Here is a 17272-nt window from a genome sequence, read left to right as displayed (position 1 = left end):
CAAGACTCCCAACCGTTGAGGTGCGTGATGAAATCAAGCTTCTGGAAATCCGGGCACACCCCGACCCTGTTTGCCGCGTTCCTGTATTTCGACCTGAGCTTCATGGTCTGGTATTTGTTGGGCCCGCTGGCAGTGCAGATTGCCGCCGACCTGCACCTGACCACGCAACAACGCGGCCTGATGGTAGCGACGCCGATCCTGGCGGGCGCTGTGTTGCGCTTCTTGATGGGCATGCTGGCCGACAAACTGTCGCCCAAGACAGCCGGGCTGATTGGCCAGGTGATCGTGATCGTGGCGTTGTTCGGCGCTTGGAAGCTAGGCGTTCACAGCTACGAACAAGCCTTGTTGCTGGGACTGTTCCTCGGCATGGCCGGCGCATCCTTTGCTGTGGCATTGCCGCTGGCGTCCCAGTGGTATCCGGCCGAGCACCAGGGCAAGGCCATGGGCATTGCCGGTGCCGGTAATTCGGGCACGGTGTTCGCGGCGTTGCTGGCCCCGGTACTGGCGGCGGCATTCGGCTGGAGCAACGTGTTCGGCTTTGCGCTGATCCCGCTGATCCTGACCCTGATCGTCTTCGCCTGGCTCGCAAAAAATGCCCCTGAGCGGCCAAAAGCCAAGTCCATGGCTGATTACTTCAAGGCCCTGGGCGACCGCGACAGCTGGTGGTTCATGTTTTTCTACAGCGTGACTTTCGGCGGCTTTATCGGCCTGGCCAGCGCCCTGCCCGGCTATTTCAACGACCAATACGGCCTGAGCCCCATGACCGCCGGCTACTACACCGCCGCCTGCGTGTTCGGTGGCAGCCTGATGCGCCCTCTGGGCGGCGCACTGGCCGACCGTTTCGGCGGGATTCGCACGCTGCTCGGCATGTACAGCGTCGCTGCCATCTGCATTGCGGCAGTCGGCTTCAACCTGCCCAGCTCCTACGCGGCACTGGCTCTTTTCGTCTGCACCATGCTCGGTCTGGGCGCGGGAAATGGCGCCGTGTTCCAGTTGGTGCCACAGCGTTTTCGTCGTGAGATCGGCGTGATGACCGGCCTGATCGGCATGGCCGGCGGCATCGGCGGTTTCGCCCTGGCGGCGGGCATGGGTGCTATCAAGCAGAGCACCGGAAGCTATCAATTGGCCCTGTGGTTGTTCGCGAGCCTGGGCGTGCTGGCCTGGTTCGGCCTGCATGGCGTCAAGCGCCGCTGGAGGACCACCTGGGGTTCGGCGGCCGTGACCGCCGCGCGCGTCTGATGAGCCTGCAACTGAGCGTCGCCCACGCCAGCGCCATCGGCCCACGGGCGGAAAACCAGGACGCGCTGCGGGTGGTGACCCCCGCCGCCGAACTGGCGGCGAGCAAAGGCTACCTGTGCGCCATGGCCGACGGCGTGAGCCAGTGTGCCGACGGTGGCCTGGCCGCCCGCTCGACCCTGCAGGCCCTGGCCCTGGATTACTACGCCACGCCGCAAACCTGGGGCGTGGCCCAGGCACTGGAGCGCTTGCTGCTCGCACAGAACCGCTGGCTGCAGGCCAATGGCGGTGGTCAGCCGTTGCTGACCACCCTCAGTGCCCTGGTCTTTCGCGGGCAGCGCTTCACCCTGGCCCATGTCGGCGATTGCCGGGTGTATCGCTGGCTGGACGGCGAGTTGCAGCGCATCAGCGAAGACCATGTGTGGGAGCAGCCGGGCATGCAGCATGTGCTCAAGCGCGCGCTCGGCCTGGATCAGCACTTGGTGCTGGATTTTCTCGATGGTCAATTGCGCGAGGGTGAGTGTTTCCTGCTGCTCAGCGATGGCGTGTGGGCGACCCTGGGCGATCACAGCATCAGCGCAATCCTGCGTGAACAAAGTGACCTGGATCTGGCGGTAAACACTCTAGTCAACGCCGCGCATCTAGCAGGTAGCCAGGACAATGCCAGCGCGCTGTTGGTGCGTGTCGACACCCTCGGCGAAGCCACCCTCGGCGATGCTTTGGTGCAGTTGCAGCAATGGCCCTTGCCACCGCCGCTGAAGGCCGGGCAACACTTTGAAGGCTGGCAAGTGGACGCCGTGCTGGCGCAAAGCAGGCAGTCATTGTTGTACCGGGTACGCGACGCCCAGCAGCAACCCTGGCTGCTGAAAACCCTGCCCTTGAGCCGCGACGATGACAGCGACGCCGGCCAGGCATTGCTGTCGGAAGAGTGGTTTTTGCGGAGGGTCGCCGGTCGGGCGTTTCCTGAAGTCCATGCGGCCAGCGGGCGTCAGCATTTGTACTACGTGATGCGTGAATATCCAGGGCAGACCCTCGCCGAGCTGTTTGAGCGGCAAGGCCCGCTGCCTCTGGCGCAATGGCAGGCGGTGGCCGAGCGCTTGCTGCGCGCAGTGGGCATGCTGCATCGACGGCAGATTCTGCACCGCGATATCAAACCGGAAAACCTGCTGCTGGGGGATGACGGTGAATTGCGCGTGCTGGATTTCGGTCTGGCCTACTGCCCCGGCCTTTCAGAGGACCGCGCCCATGTGCTGCCTGGCACCCCTAGTTTTATCGCGCCCGAAGCGTTTAATGGCGACAGTCCTACGCCCCAGCAGGATTTATACAGCGTAGGCGTCACCTTGTATTACCTGCTGACCGGGCATTACCCCTACGGTGAAATCGAAGCCTTCCAACGGCCCCGGTTTACCCAGGCGGTCAGCGCCAGCCGTTATCGCCCCGACCTGCCGGACTGGCTACCGCTGAGCCTGGAACGGGCCGTGGCCGCTCAACCCGCGCAACGCTACGAAACCGCCGAAGAGTGGTTGCGGGTATTGGAGGAGGCGGATCGCCAGGAATTGAACATTCGCCCCCGGCCGTTGCTGGAGCGAGAGCCGTTGAAGGTCTGGCGAACCCTGGCGCTGCTGTCGATGTTGCTCAATCTGGTGCTCCTCTACTCACTCTTTCACAGCTGACGCAGTCTCAACGCGAGGGAAAACACATGAACGCAAAAGTCTGGCTGGTGGGCGCAGGCCCCGGCGACCCGGAGTTGCTGACCCTCAAGGCCGTACGAGCCATGAACGAAGCCGATGTGGTGTTGATCGATGATCTGGTCAACCCGGCCGTGCTGGAGCACTGTGCCGGGGCTCGCGTGATTACCGTGGGCAAACGCGGCGGCTGCCGTTCTACACCACAGGACTTTATCCACCGCCTGATGCTGCGTTATGCCCGCCAAGGAAAATGCGTAGTTCGGCTCAAAGGCGGCGACCCGTGCATTTTCGGACGGGGCGGCGAAGAGGCCCTATGGTTGCGCGAGCGCGGCGTCGAGGTGGAATTGGTCAATGGGATCACCGCAGGGTTGGCGGGAGCGACGAACTGCGCGATTCCTCTGACGTTACGCGGTGTCAGCCGAGGTGTGACCCTGGTCACGGCGCACACTCAGGACGACAGCCGGCTCAATTGGCGCGCGCTGGCTGAAGGTGGCACGACATTGGTGGTGTATATGGGGGTGGCCAAGCTGGAGGAGATTCGCCAGCAATTGCTCGAAGGTGGGATGGCAGCGGATATGCCGGTGGCGATGATCGAAAATGCATCACTGCCCCAGCAGCGCGAATGCCGCAGCGAGCTGTCGCGGATGCACGAGGATGCCCACGCCTTCGCGTTGAAGAGCCCGGCAATCCTGGTGATCGGCAGCGTTGCCACCACGGAGCAGGCTGCTCACTTTGCAGCACAGGCCAGTGCCTGAGGCAAATTCCAGGCGAAAAAAAGCCCGGCCTGAGCCGGGCTTTTTTCTACTCAGTAATTACTGAGCTTGAGCTTCAACCGACGCTTCTACGCGACGGTTAACAGCACGACCTGCTTCAGTTGCGTTGTCAGCAACTGGGCGGGATTCGCCGTAACCAACAGCAGTTACACGGCTAGGAGCAACGCCGTCTTTAACCAGGACTTGCTTAACAGCGTCAGCACGACGCTGGGACAGCTTCTGGTTGTAAGCGTCTGGACCTACGGAGTCAGTGTGACCAGCAACTTCTACGTTGGTAGCTGGGTACTGAGCCATGAAGTCGGCCAGGTTTTTCACGTCGCCGTAGCTGTTAGGCTTAACAACGGCCTTGTCGAAGTCGAACTTAACGTCCAGCTCAACACGAACAACCTGAGCAACTGGAGCTTCTGGCTCTGGAGTTGGCTCTGGAGCTGGTGCTGGGGTAGGAGCTGGAGCAGCTGCGCCAGCGTTACCGCCGAAGTTTACGCCCAGGCCGACCAGTGCGGAGTAGTCCCACTTGCCGTTGTCCAGACCGTAGTCAGCTTCAACACCGGCACGAGCGTACAGGTTGTTGGTGAAGTAGTACTTCACGCCAGTACCAACGGTAGCGAAGGTAGTCTGGTCGCGACCGCTGTGGCCGTCAGCTTGAACGTTGGTACGGCTCTGGTGGCCGAAACCGCCTTCTACGTATGGACGCAGGCTGTCAACGCCAGCTTGACCGAAGTGATACTGGGCAACCAGGCTGCCGGTATCGCCTTTGATCTTCTGGTTACCAGTACCGTCGTTCGAACGGGTGTGGTTGGTTTTGTCGTAGGACAGGTTCAAGGACAGGTCGTCGGTCAGGAAGTAACCGATGCGAGCGCCAGGATTGAAGCCGTCTTCGATGTGCTTGACGCTATCGTTGTACTGCTTCTTGTAGAACAGCTCGCCTTCAACTGCGCCTTGGCCTTGTGCCAGAACGCCGAAAGAAGTTGCGGCAATAAGAGAACCAATGGCCAAGCCCAAGGTGTTTTTCAGTTTCATCCGTTAAATCCCCATCTGGTGATTGTAAAGCAGTCCCACAAACCGGGGGACAACTCGGCGACAAGTCTAACAGAACTTGCCTACACGTAAGAGATATTTGCCACGCACTAAGTTTCAGTCTCGCCCGCAAATTTCTCACGTAATTTATCTAGAGCACGTTTGTAACGCATTTTTGTAGCACTCAAACCCATGTGCATGATGTCAGCGATTTCCTGAAATTCGAGCTCTGCGACGAAACGTAGCACCAGAATTTCCCGGTCAATCGGGTTCACATACACCAGCCAGCGATCGAGTCCGCCCTTCTCCTCGGGTGCCGGCGCCTTCTCTTCGGTCGCCTCCTCAAGGGGGTCCAGACTCAAAGCGTCCATCAAGCGACGCTTTCGCCGTTCCTTCCGATACTGCGTGATGCACTCGTTGTAGGTGATGCTGTACAGCCATGTCTTGAACTTCGATTTGCCCTCGAAGTTCTTCAGGCCGTACAGCACCTTCAGCATCACTTCCTGACAGACATCGTCCGCATCTCTATCGTTCCCTAAATACCTTGAACAAACGTTGAACAGAGTGCGTTGATACCTGCGCATCAATTCTTCGTACGCGCGAGTTACGTGAAACAGCTCCGTGTGCGAGCGCGCGACCAACTCCTCATCAGAGAGCTCACGGGGGTCGTAGCGCGTGGACAGCGTTTGGGCTTTATTCAAAACAAGTCGTGCCGACAGTCAGGTCAATGTCCGCTACAGCCCGGTCAGCCGGGTTTGCGGCGGCGTACATTAGCAGGGTTTACCGGGTTAGCGGCTACTGACCTGCTGCTCAAGGAGAATCCGATTGGACAACGACACCAGGTCACCGTCATCGGTCAGCACTGTCGTCTTGACTGTGCCGATCTCTTCGATTTGCCCTTCGACCTCGCCTACACGCACCTGTTGCCCTACCTGATACAGCTCACGCACATAGATTCCCGCAAGAATCTGGCCGGCAATTTCCCGGCTTCCCAAGCCCATGGCCAGCGCAACGGCCAGACCAACGGTAATCAAAACGATCACGATCACATGGTTGAGCAGGTCAGTCTTGACCTCCAACTGGCTGATCGCGACCGAAATACTGATGATGATCACCAGCCCCTGAGCGATCCGCCCCAGGCCAGCAGCATAGTCCAGCCCCACGCCTTCGGCAGCGCCGCGCACCAGCCCATTGGCCAGTTGCGCCAGCAGAACACCTACCAGCAGCACCAGCGCACCGCCGAAAACCTTCGGCAAATACAGCGCCAGCATGTCGAGCGTAGCTGAAACTCGCTCAAGTCCAAGGGATTGAGCCGCAGAAACCAGAAAAATCAGCAAAACGAACCAATAAACGATCTTGCCGATCAACGTGGAGATCGGCACCTGCAGCCCGGCGCGTCCCAGCAGCTTGGTCAGGCCTGTACCTGCCATCAGGCGGTCGAGGCCGAGTTTTGCAAGCAATTTGGACAACAGGGTGTCGAGCAATTTGGCGACGACAAAACCCAGCAATACCAGGACCAGCGCACCAAACAGGTTGGGAATGAAATTCGCCACCTTGGTCCACAATGCGGTCATCGCGGTGACCAGGCTCTGGGTCCAGAGATCAAGTTCCATATTCAATCAGCCTTATCAGCAGTGCGAGCAAGAGGTTTACGACGAGAAACCGGCGATACGTGGGCCGAACCGTTGTTCAGGGCCATCATCAAGGCCGGCACCCAGCGGCCGAGCAGACCGAACAGGTCACCCGCGCCCACCTGGCGGTTAGCGGTTTTCAACACGCGGCCCAGGCAGGCATCGTCGTCACGGTTGGACGGCGAGGCATTGAGCATGTCACGTAAAGACTGTTCGAACGGATCGTGCATAGAGACCTCTCGCAAGTGATTTAAAAGACGAGGGTAAAATTCCTGGGGTCACATAGGACCCTTCCTACGTTCAGCTAATATTCAGCTCAAACCCAGCGTAATCGTCGAAATAGCCACCATTGTCCGAGTGCTACAGACACCATCAACAGGCACGCCACCATGAATCCGTAAGGGCTCTCAGAAAACGGTATACCGCCCACATTTATACCCAGCAACCCCGTCAAAAAGCTCATGGGCAAAAAGATCCCGGTGATGATCCCGAAGCGGTACATGGTGCGGTTCATGCGCACGCTCAAGCGCCTGTCTTCGGCCTCCAGCACCAGCCCCACGCGCTCGCGGGTCAATTCGAGCTCTTCCAGATAGCGGGTCAGGCTGTTATTCAATTCGTTCCAGTAGTCGGCATCGTCGTCGCAGAACCACGGCAATTTGATCCGCGTCAGCTGGGCAAAGATGTCCCGCTGCGGTGCCAGGAATCGCTTGAGCCCGGCCGCTCGCCGGCGGATCTGCAACACGCTGCCGTGCTCCGGAGTATACCGTTCGTCGGTATCGAGTTTTTCTTCCTCGGTATCCACGATTTCAGACAGGTCCGTGACCAGATCCTGCACCTTGTTGGTCAGGTACTGCGCCATATAAAGGATGAGTTCGGACGCGGTTTTCGGCCCTTTGCCCTCTGCCAGTTGCACCAGCAGTTCATCGGTCGCCCGCAACGGGCGAAGACGCAGTGAAATCACACGGCTGGCGGCGGCGAAGATACGCACCGAAACCATGTCTTCCGGCTCCGCGCCGGGGTTGAGGTTAACCCCACGCAGGAACAGCAGCAGCTCGGCCTCCGGCAACGGCAACAGGCGCGGGCGGGTGTTCTCCTCCAGCAGCAGGTCACAGGCGAACTCGCTCAGGCCACTGGATTTACGCAGCCAGGTCTGCGTTTGCGGGTGGCTGCGATCCCAATGCAGCCACAGGCTTTCCTGGGGCTGCAGTTGCAAGTCATCGAGCTCAGTCCGGGCAATCGAACGCGCACCGCCTTTACCGTCCAGCACCAGGGCATGCACCAGGCCCCACTGCGCGTTTTCTTCCTCGAACATCCTCACCCCGTCGTTTATTGCGGTTTATTCAGGCATTTTCAACGGACTTGGCGACACGATCACGCCATTATTGTCCGCATAGATGTACTCACCCGGACGGAAGGTCACGCCGGCAAACGTGACCACCACGTTCAGGTCACCGATACCGCGCTTGTCGGTCTTCAGTGGATGGCTGGCCAGGGCCTGCACGCCAAGATCGGTCTGCGCTATGACATCGACATCACGAATGCAACCGTAGATCACCAACCCTTCCCAGCCGTTTTTCGCGGCTTTTTCGGCAATCATGTCGCCCAACAACGCACGCCGCAGGGAACCGCCCCCGTCGACCACCAGCACCTTGCCGGCGCCCGGCTGGTCGGCTTGCTCCTTGACCAACGAGTTGTCTTCGAAGCACTTGATGGTGACGATCTCGCCACCGAAGGAGTCTCTGCCGCCGAAATTACTGAACATCGGCTCGACCACCTGCACCAGTTCCGGGTAGGCGTCGCACAGGTCGGGGGTCACGTAATGGTTCATCGAAAAATTCCTTTCTGCCAAAGAAGTGTCTTTCAAAGAAGTATCGGTCGAAGCGGACGGGGAACATCCCATTCGCTTCGCCGCAACGCAAGAGCCACTGCGCGACTGAATATGACCAGAAGCGTTCAGCGCGTCATATCTTAGCCGCAACCTTGCACGAGCGAAACGCCCTTGGCAGAGCGCTGCGTCAAACCGTCGCCAGCACCTCGGCCGGGGCGCCAAACAACGGTGTGAGCGGGTCTTTCAACCATTGCGCCACCAGTGGCCATACTTCGGTTTGGGCGGCCTTGCTCACAAGCATTTCCACATGCCCGAAATCACCGGTAAACCCTTGCTGGCGACCCAGGCAAAGGTATTGGCGATGCTCAGAACCGATTTGCTCGAACAGCTTGCGACAGGCCCAGTCAGGGTCCTGATGATCACCGGCCGCACTGACGGCCAACACTGGCACATCGACGTCTGCCAGGCCTTTCCACCAATCCTGCTTACCCTCGCCAAAGCGTCCAAACAGGCCATTCCAACGCATGGCTTCGATCAGCACGCCCGCCGGTTCGTCCTCCGGGCCGCGCTTGAGGCGTGAGCCGGACAGCTCTCCAAAGCGCTTCAGAAGCAATCGACCGGTCCATTCCACCGGCGGCAGTTTCAGGGGCCAGTGGGTGCGACTGACCTGGCAACCAAACAAGGCCACCGACGCCACTGCCGGCGCGCCCAGGTGCTGACCACCCAGCGCCGCCGCCAAGGCTGTACCGCCCAGGGAGTGGCCGATCCAATGGGGGATCTGGGCACTTTGCTCGCGCACAAACGCGCCGATGGCCGGCAAATCATAGCGCGCGTAGTCGGCAACCCGATTTTTCGCATAGTCATGGTTGCGCTTGGACAGGCCGTGGCCGCGCATTTCCGGGATCCACACATCAAACCCCTGGCGCGCCAGATAAGCGCCCAGGCCGATGCCTTTGGGCGAATACCAGAAGCGCCGGTTGGAAAAACTGCCGTGCAACAAAATAACAGGAATGCCCCGGTTTTCCGGGACATCGGCCAAGCCTAAACGGGTAACCGCCAGCTCGACAGTGCCGTCGGGGCTGTTACCGGGTTTGAGGCGGTACACGTCTTCACTCAGGTCGCCACGACGTTCAGCGCTGATCAGGGCGACGGGAAACAGGTTGCTGCTGCTTTGCATAATGCTCTTGCACAAAAAAGGGCGACGTCCGCAAGGATTCCGCCCTGTACAGATAAGAATGCCGGTCACCCACAACGAGTGACCGGCACTTTTGACGTAACGACCTTAAGCGGGCGCTTGGCCTTCCGCCAGGAAGAACCAGGTTTCCAGCACGGAATCGGGGTTCAGCGAGACGCTTTCGATACCCTGTTCCATCAGCCATTTGGCCAGGTCCGGATGGTCGGAAGGGCCTTGGCCGCAGATGCCGATGTACTTGCCGGCCTTGTTACAGGCCTGGATAGCGTTGGCCAGCAGCTTCTTGACGGCCGGGTTACGCTCGTCGAACAAGTGGGCGATGATCCCCGAATCGCGGTCCAGGCCCAGGGTCAACTGGGTCAGGTCGTTGGAGCCAATAGAGAAGCCGTCGAAGAACTCCAGGAACTCTTCGGCCAGGATGGCGTTGGACGGCAGTTCGCACATCATGATCACGCGCAGGCCGTTTTCGCCACGGGACAGGCCGTTTTCAGCCAGCAGGTCGACCACCTGGCTCGCTTCGCCCAGGGTGCGGACGAACGGCACCATGATCTCGACGTTGGTCAGGCCCATCTCGTTGCGTACACGTTTGAGCGCGCGGCATTCCAGCTCGAAGCAATCACGGAACGCTTCGCTGATGTAACGCGAGGCGCCGCGGAAACCCAGCATCGGGTTTTCTTCTTCCGGCTCGTAGAGCTTGCCGCCGATCAGGTTGGCGTATTCATTGGACTTGAAGTCCGACAGGCGCACGATGACCTTTTTCGGGTAGAACGCCGCCGCCAGGGTGCTGATGCCTTCAACCAGCTTCTCGACGTAGAAGCCCACCGGGTCGTTGTAACCGGCGATGCGCTTGTCGACGCTTTCCTTGATGTCCAGCGGCAGGCCGTCGTAGTTCAGCAGGGCCTTGGGGTGCACGCCGATCATGCGGTTGATGATGAATTCCAGGCGGGCCAGGCCCACACCGGCGTTCGGCAACTGCGCGAAGTCGAAGGCGCGGTCCGGGTTGCCGACGTTCATCATGATCTTGAACGGCAGGTCGGGCATGGCGTCGATGGAGTTTTGCTTGATATCGAAGCCCAACTCACCTTCAAAGATGAAACCGGTGTCGCCTTCGGCGCAGGACACGGTCACGCCCTGGCCATCTTTCAGCAGCTGGGTGGCGTTGCCACAACCCACGACGGCCGGAATCCCCAGCTCACGGGCGATGATCGCCGCGTGGCAGGTACGCCCGCCGCGGTTGGTGACAATGGCGCTCGCACGCTTCATCACCGGTTCCCAGTCCGGGTCGGTCATGTCGGAGACCAGTACGTCACCTGGCTGGACCTTGTCCATCTCGGACACGTCCTTGATGATCCGCACCTTGCCGGCGCCGATGCGCTGGCCGATGGCACGGCCTTCCACCAGTACGGTGCCGGTTTCTTTCAGCAGGTAGCGTTCCATGACATTGGCCGAAGTGCGGCTCTTCACGGTTTCCGGGCGGGCCTGCACGATGTACAGCTTGCCGTCGTCACCGTCTTTGGCCCATTCGATGTCCATCGGGCACTTGTAGTGCTTTTCGATGATCATCGCTTGCTTGGCCAATTCGCTGACCTCAGCGTCGGACAGACAGAAACGTGCGCGCTCGGCCTTGTCCACATCAACGGTCTTGACCGAACGACCGGCCTTGGCCTCGTCGCCGTAGATCATCTTGATTGCCTTGCTGCCCAGGTTGCGGCGCAGGATGGCCGGGCGGCCGGCTTCAAGGGTGTGCTTGTGTACGTAGAATTCGTCCGGGTTGACCGCGCCTTGTACGACGGTTTCGCCCAGGCCGTAGGCGCCGGTGATAAACACCACGTCACGGAAGCCTGACTCGGTGTCCAGGGTGAACATCACGCCGGCGGTGCCGGTTTCCGAACGCACCATGCGCTGCACACCGGCAGACAAAGCCACCAGCTTGTGGTCGAAACCTTGGTGTACGCGGTAGGAAATGGCGCGGTCGTTAAACAGAGAGGCAAACACTTCCTTGGCGGCGCGGATCACGTTTTCTACGCCACGGATGTTAAGGAAGGTCTCTTGCTGACCCGCGAAAGAGGCGTCCGGCAAGTCTTCGGCAGTGGCGGAGGAGCGCACGGCAACGGCCATATCCGGGTTGCCGGCCGACAGAGCGGCGAAGGCGGTGCGGATTTCTTCGTTGAGTTTCTCGGGGAACTCGGCGTCCATGATCCATTGGCGGATCTGGCTGCCGGTCTTGGCCAGGGCGTTGACGTCATCGACGTCCAGGGCGTCCAGCGCGGCGTGGATCTGGGCGTTGAGGCCGCTCAGTTCGAGAAAATCGCGGTAAGCCTGGGCCGTGGTGGCGAAACCACCGGGCACCGAGACACCAGCGCCTGCAAGATTACTGATCATCTCGCCGAGGGATGCGTTCTTGCCCCCTACGTGCTCTACATCATGGACGCCGAGCTTATCGAGGGAAACTACGTACTCTACCAAGGTGATCTCTCCACTTTCTGTGTTGGAAAAGCTCAGGACGCCGGCTGCTCAGTAGGAGCGTTCGCCAGCGCTTGTGGCCTGGACCTGGAAAATAAGTGAGAATGCGGCCCACTGCGGGACGGCAAAATCGCGCCTATCATATCCAAGATTCGCCATCAGCTTAAGGCCCAGGGCTCAAATGAAACGATCTGCTTTCTTTATCTCCGACGGCACCGGCATCACAGCCGAAACATTGGGTCAAAGCCTGCTCGCGCAGTTCGAAAACATTACCTTCGCCAAATTCACGCGGCCCTATATCGACAGCGTGGATAAAGCGCGGGCCATGGTACAACAAATCAATCTGGCGGCTGAAAAAGACGGTTTTCGGCCGATCATTTTCGACACCATCGTCAATCAAGACATCCGTGAGATTCTCGCAACGTCGAATGGTTTCATGATCGACATTTTCTCGACCTTCCTGGCGCCACTGGAGCAGGAGTTGAGCGAGCACTCCTCCTACTCCGTCGGAAAGTCCCATTCCATTGGGCATAACTCCAACTACATGGAGCGTATCGAAGCGGTGAACTTCGCCCTCGACAACGACGATGGCGCCCGCACGCACTACTACGACAAGGCCGACCTGATCCTGGTGGGCGTGTCGCGCTGCGGCAAAACGCCTACCTGTCTGTACATGGCCATGCAATTCGGCATCCGCGCAGCCAACTACCCGCTGACCGAAGACGACATGGAACACCTGACGCTGCCGGCCGCCCTGCGCGCCCACTCCCACAAGCTGTTCGGCCTGACCATCGACCCGGACCGCCTGACGGCCATCCGCAACGAACGCAAGCCCAACAGCCGCTACTCAAGCTATGCCCAGTGCGAGTTCGAAGTGCGTGAAGTGGAAAATCTGTTCCGTCGCGAGAATATTGCGCACATCAATTCCACGCATTTTTCGGTTGAAGAGATTTCAGCGAAGATTCTGGTGGAGAAGGGTGTGGAGCGGCGCTTCAAGTAATTTTCTGCCTGGCACTTTTGTGGTGAGCGAGCTTGCCTCGCGCGGAGCAAGCCCGCTCACCACAAAGACCAAGGCCTACAGGTGAAACCGGCCACCCCCCTGCCCCAACGCCGTCGCCAACGCGTCAAACCCCTCGCGCAACAACTGATCGTCGCCTGACGTATTGCAGATACTCGCCCGAATAAACTGCGGCACTGCCGTCTGCCCCACGGCAAATGCCTCGGCGGTGGCGATCAGGTAGTTGTTCTGCTTGAGTTCAGCCTCGATTTCCGACGCACGCCACGGCTCGGGCACCTCAATCCAGAAGTGCGGGCTGTTGAGGTGAGTGCGATATTGCAGGCCTTCGAGCAGGTCACGCACCAGGGCTTTACGCCGACTGATCTCGTTGATCTGCTGGCGCAGCAAGTACTCCGCCGTGCCGTTTTCGATCCACTGGGTGGCCAGTTCCAGGGTTACTGGCGTGGCCATCCAGCAGGTTGAGCGCAGGGCTGCCGAGATCCGGCTGACCAGCGCCGGCGGTGCATGTACATACCCCACGCGCAGTCCGGCGGATACCGCCTTGCTCAGGCTACTGATCAAAATCGTACGCTCGGGGGCGAAATGGCTGAGAGGCGGCGGCCGATCTTCTACCAATACACCGTGGGCTTCATCTTCCAGGATCAGCAGATTGTGCTCGCGGCATACCTTGACCAGCGCAGCGCGGCGCGCCACCGATAACACGGCGGTGGTGGGGTTCTGGATCGTCGGCGTGCAGTACAGCGCCGAAATCCGGTGGTTTCGACAGACTTCATCCAGCGCATTCGGCAGCACGCCTTCGTCATCCATCTCCAGGCCGATCAAGCGTATGCCGAGCATGCGCGCTGCGGTGATCAGGCCTGGGTACGTCAGTTGTTCGGTCACCACCGTATCGCCTGCCCGCAGCAGCGCCATCATCGCGCAGAGCAGGCCGTGCTGGCCGCCATTCACGCAAATGACCTGTTCAGGGATGGGATGAAAGTCACGCTGCACCAACCATTGCGCACCGGCTTCGCGGTAGCGCGGCAGGCCAGCGTCCGGGGTGTAGGCGCTGATGTCCTGGAGGAACTTGGCGTTGGTCGACAGGGTTTGGAAGCTCTGGGCCAGGAAGGCCGTCTCCTGCCCGGGGATGTGCATGTTGCGGCTCATATCGAAGTACTGGCGCGGCTCCTCGCTGACGTTGCGAAAGCCTTCATCGCGCTGGCGCTCCATCCCACGCTTGCGCACGAATGTTCCGTCACCAACGCGGGCGACCACCAGACCCAGGCGTTCCAACTCACCGTAGGCCCGGCTGATGGTGCCGATGGTCACCCCGAGATTGTCGGAAAGCACCCGATGGGGCGGCAGTTTTCGTCCCGGTTCAATCAAGCCTTCGAGGATGCCCCGTTCCATGACATCGGACAGGCGCTTGTACTTCACGCCCTGACCGTTGGACAAGCCCTCACGCATAATTGACACCATGTCAATATTTGTTTTGACAGCCATCTTTCGCCCTAATAGTGTGCTTTTACGGGTTCAATCGCCGAATTTAATCACTCATTACAAGTTCAATATAGAGTTCAATTCCGGCTCAGGGAAGCAATAAACGATGCCAATGTCCGCCGTTATCGAAAACACCGCCAAAACCAAAACTCAAAAGCAGTGGCTGGCCGGGCTGATCACCAGTGTGATGTTCCTGATCGTGTGCCTGAGTTGGGGCACGACCTGGCTGGGCATCAAGATTGCCGTGGAAAGCGTGCCACCACTGACCTCCGCCGGCCTGCGCTTCCTCATCGCCTTCCCGCTGTTCCTGTGTTTCGCCATGGTGCGCCGCGAGCCGATCCTGTTCCCTCGCGAAAGCCGCTGGTTTTTCGTGTTCGTGACCCTGTCCTACTTCAGCGTGCCCTACTACCTGCTCAACTACGGCGAGATGCATGTCTCGTCCGGCCTCACCGCCCTGCTCTTCAGTTGCATGCCGGTATTCATCCTGATTTTCTCCGCGCTGTTCCTGCGCGAGCGCATCTACTTTTCCCAGGTGGTCGGCATCGGCATCGGCTTCGGCAGCCTGTACATGATCATCCGCAGCCAGGGCCTGCACCTGGACCACGCCGAGTTTTTCGGGGTGTTGGCGATTCTGACGGCCGCGATCATGCATGCCTTGTGCTATGTGATTACCAAGCAGAAAGGCAGCGCCATCAGCGTGATCACCTACAACACCCTGCCCATCGGCATTGCCGGGTTGATGCTGTTCGTCGCGGGACTGTGGTTTGAAACACCCACCTTTGAAGACATCACCCTGCGCTCCTGGAGCGCCCTGTTCTACCTCGGACTGGTGGCCTCGGTGGGCGGGTTCATCGTGTACTTCATGCTGCTCAAGCGCTTGAGCCCGATCATCCTGTCGTTCGTATTCATTATCTTCCCGGTGTTCGCGGTGATCATCGGCGCCTGGTACGAAGGCGTGGCGATTTCCCGCGACCTGATGCTGTACTCGGCCATCCTGCTGGCCGGTTTTGCGATCACCAAGTTGCCCATCGAAAAACTCATGGCCAAGAAAAATTGACCACCCACCAACGCGAGAGAAACATGGACGTCCTCCGCCCCACCGCCCTGGAACAGATCTACGCCCACGCCAGCCGCAGCTATCCCGAGGAATGCTGCGGCTACGTCTTCGCCGACGGCAGCGTGTACCTGGGCAGCAATATCCAGAATGAACTGCACCGCAAGAACCCCGAGATGTACCCACGCAGCGCAGCCAACGGCTACACCTTCTCGGTGGCCGACACCCTACTGTTGAAGAAGGCGTTTCGCAGCGACAACCCCGTGGTGGTGATCTACCACTCTCACCCTGACGTCGGCGCCTATTTCAGCGATGAGGACCAGGACAAGGCGCTGTTCCTGGGTGAACCGATCTACCCCGTGAGCTACCTGGTAGTCGATGTTCGCCAGGGCCAGGCTCTCGGTTCCAAGCTGTTTGCCTGGGATGGCACACAGTTCGCCCTTCAACCCTTCAACGACCTGCACACGGAGTTGTCCATGAACGCTGTCTCTTTCCCCGATATCCTGGTTCGCGTGGCCAAGCTGCCGGAATCGACCCTTGAGAGCACCGGATCGACATTGCGCGAAGTCATTGAAAACCTCTGCAACAGCCACCCGCAGTTGCGCACGCATCTGTTTCACGAGAAGAACAATCAGCTCAAGGAACACTTCCTGTTTACCGCCGAGGAAGCGCTGATCGAGGCCGACGAACCGTTGCCGGAAAAAGCCAGGATCGAAGTGCTGCTCGCCACGTCCGGCGGCATCGACGTCGAATCCCTGAGCAACGAAGAAGTCCAGCGCTACGTGCGCCATATCACCCTGCCGGGCGTGGGCCGCGAGGGTCAGTTGAACCTGAAGAAAGCCAAGGTACTGATCATCGGCACCGGCGGCCTGGGCTCGCCCATCAGCCTGTACCTGGCGGCGGCCGGCGTCGGCACTTTGGGCCTGGTGGATTTCGACGTGGTGGAAAGCAGCAACCTGCAACGCCAGATCGTCCACGGCAACAGCACGCTGGGCCTGCCAAAGGTCGAATCCGCCAAACAGCGCCTGCAAGACCTGAATGCTCACATCCAGATCAATGCCCACAACACCGCGCTGAATGCCGATAACGCCCTGGAACTGGTGGGCGCCTATGACCTGGTGATCGACGGCACCGACAACTTCGACACCCGCTACCTGGTCAATGACGCATGCGTCCAGCTTGGAAAACCCTTGGTGTATGGCGCCATCTACCGTTTCGACGGGCAGATCAGCGTGCTCAACTACAAGGGCGGGCCGTGCTACCGCTGCCTGTTCCCCAGCGCACCGCCCGCAGAGTTGGCACCCAATTGCAGCGCCGGTGGCGTGATCGGCGTGTTGCCCGGCGTGGTCGGGATGATCCAGGCGACCGAGGCCATCAAGCTGCTGATCGGCATTGGCGAGCCGCTGTCCGGGCGTTTGATGCGTTTCGATGCGCTGGCGATGAAGTTCAGCGAAATCCGCTTCAAGCGCCGCGCCGACTGCCCGTGCTGTTCCGAACTGCGCCACAGTGAAACGATCGCGCCGGCCGTGTGCGCCGACGCCCTGCCCAGCGCCCCGTCACTGGCCGAAGAACGCTACATCAAGCCCCGCGTCCTCAAGCAACTGCTCGAACACCCACGCAGCGCCGACGTGCTGCTGGACGTGCGCGACGCCAGCGAACTGGAGGTGTGCAAGTTGCCGGGGGTGCTGCATATCCCCCTCGCCGAGCTGGACGATCAACTCGACCGCCTCAACCGCGACAACACCCATTACCTGATCTGCTACGCCGGCACCCGCGCCGAGCAAGCGGCCAGTACGCTGCTGGCGGCGGGCTTTGCCAACACCAAAGTCCTGCAAGGCGGCATGAAACATTGGGTTCGCGACGTCGAACCTGACATGCCCTTGTACTGAGCCG

15 protein-coding genes are annotated in these 17272 nt (G+C 59.9%); 6 read left to right on the top strand and 9 right to left on the bottom strand.

Annotated features, from left to right (window positions below; all coding sequences use genetic code 11):
* The first annotated feature begins 27 nt into the window (after window positions 1-27).
* The 3 genes from NDJ82_RS21625 to cobA are packed head-to-tail and all read left to right on the top strand — an operon-like array spanning window position 28 to window position 3679.
* The gene (locus NDJ82_RS21625) at window positions 28-1239 is read left to right on the top strand and encodes a nitrate/nitrite transporter (protein WP_099582699.1); all 1212 of its coding nucleotides are present in this window, start codon (window positions 28-30) and stop codon (window positions 1237-1239) included.
* Window positions 1239-2909, top strand: coding sequence for a bifunctional protein-serine/threonine kinase/phosphatase (locus NDJ82_RS21620; RefSeq protein WP_250926263.1), 1671 nt, complete (start codon window positions 1239-1241; stop codon window positions 2907-2909). The genes NDJ82_RS21625 and NDJ82_RS21620 overlap by 1 nt, the downstream gene beginning before the upstream one ends.
* 26 nt (window positions 2910-2935) lie before the next feature.
* Entirely contained in the window at window positions 2936-3679 is a 744-nt protein-coding gene (cobA, locus tag NDJ82_RS21615) for a uroporphyrinogen-III C-methyltransferase (RefSeq protein WP_250926262.1), read from the top strand.
* 57 nt (window positions 3680-3736) lie between these two features.
* Here cobA and NDJ82_RS21610 read toward each other — a convergent pair whose 3' ends face one another.
* From NDJ82_RS21610 to ppsA, 8 genes are all read right to left on the bottom strand, one after another.
* Complete coding sequence (locus NDJ82_RS21610) at window positions 3737-4717, bottom strand: OmpA family protein (protein ID WP_003175517.1); 981 nt, start codon at window positions 4715-4717, stop codon at window positions 3737-3739.
* A gap of 107 nt (window positions 4718-4824) precedes the next feature.
* Window positions 4825-5415, bottom strand: coding sequence for an RNA polymerase sigma factor SigX (gene sigX, locus NDJ82_RS21605; RefSeq protein ID WP_099582702.1), 591 nt, complete (start codon window positions 5413-5415; stop codon window positions 4825-4827).
* A gap of 87 nt (window positions 5416-5502) precedes the next feature.
* A complete protein-coding gene (locus NDJ82_RS21600; RefSeq protein ID WP_003175519.1) occupies window positions 5503-6327 on the bottom strand; it encodes a mechanosensitive ion channel family protein in 825 nt (274 codons plus the stop codon).
* Window positions 6328-6329: 2 nt separating this feature from the next.
* Entirely contained in the window at window positions 6330-6575 is a 246-nt protein-coding gene (locus NDJ82_RS21595; RefSeq protein ID WP_025854229.1) for a hypothetical protein, read from the bottom strand.
* Between the two features lie 86 nt (window positions 6576-6661).
* Entirely contained in the window at window positions 6662-7657 is a 996-nt protein-coding gene (cmaX, locus tag NDJ82_RS21590) for a divalent cation transporter CmaX (RefSeq protein ID WP_099582703.1), read from the bottom strand.
* 24 nt (window positions 7658-7681) lie between these two features.
* Window positions 7682-8173 (bottom strand): ribonuclease E activity regulator RraA, encoded by a 492-nt coding sequence (rraA, locus tag NDJ82_RS21585; RefSeq protein ID WP_158876995.1) that lies wholly within the window; start codon window positions 8171-8173, stop codon window positions 7682-7684.
* Between the two features lie 187 nt (window positions 8174-8360).
* Complete coding sequence (locus tag NDJ82_RS21580) at window positions 8361-9350, bottom strand: alpha/beta fold hydrolase (protein ID WP_099582704.1); 990 nt, start codon at window positions 9348-9350, stop codon at window positions 8361-8363.
* Window positions 9351-9455: 105 nt separating this feature from the next.
* Window positions 9456-11831: a phosphoenolpyruvate synthase gene (gene ppsA, locus NDJ82_RS21575; RefSeq protein WP_099582705.1), complete on the bottom strand. Its 2376-nt coding sequence runs from the start codon at window positions 11829-11831 to the stop codon at window positions 9456-9458.
* Between the two features lie 178 nt (window positions 11832-12009).
* Between ppsA and ppsR the strand changes: the two genes are divergently transcribed.
* Window positions 12010-12828, top strand: a complete 819-nt coding sequence (gene ppsR, locus NDJ82_RS21570) for a posphoenolpyruvate synthetase regulatory kinase/phosphorylase PpsR (protein WP_003193298.1) — start codon at window positions 12010-12012, stop codon at window positions 12826-12828.
* Window positions 12829-12903: 75 nt separating this feature from the next.
* Here the strand turns inward: ppsR and NDJ82_RS21565 are convergent, their stop codons facing one another.
* Window positions 12904-14328: an aminotransferase-like domain-containing protein gene (locus tag NDJ82_RS21565; protein ID WP_099582706.1), complete on the bottom strand. Its 1425-nt coding sequence runs from the start codon at window positions 14326-14328 to the stop codon at window positions 12904-12906.
* A 160-nt stretch (window positions 14329-14488) separates the two neighbouring features.
* On the opposite strand from NDJ82_RS21565, the gene NDJ82_RS21560 reads away from it, so the two are divergent.
* Window positions 14489-15382: a DMT family transporter gene (locus tag NDJ82_RS21560; protein ID WP_160385034.1), complete on the top strand. Its 894-nt coding sequence runs from the start codon at window positions 14489-14491 to the stop codon at window positions 15380-15382.
* A 23-nt stretch (window positions 15383-15405) separates the two neighbouring features.
* On the top strand, window positions 15406-17268 hold the full coding sequence (gene moeB, locus NDJ82_RS21555) for a molybdopterin-synthase adenylyltransferase MoeB (protein WP_250926261.1): 1863 nt from the start codon (window positions 15406-15408) through the stop codon (window positions 17266-17268).
* The last annotated feature ends 4 nt before the right edge of the window (window positions 17269-17272 follow it).

It is taken from the genome of Pseudomonas sp. SR18 (assembly GCF_023701505.1).
Classification (GTDB): domain Bacteria; phylum Pseudomonadota; class Gammaproteobacteria; order Pseudomonadales; family Pseudomonadaceae; genus Aquipseudomonas; species Aquipseudomonas cyclaminis.
The sequence above is the reverse complement of the archived record's forward strand: the minus strand, read 5'-3'. Positions and strand labels throughout refer to the sequence as shown.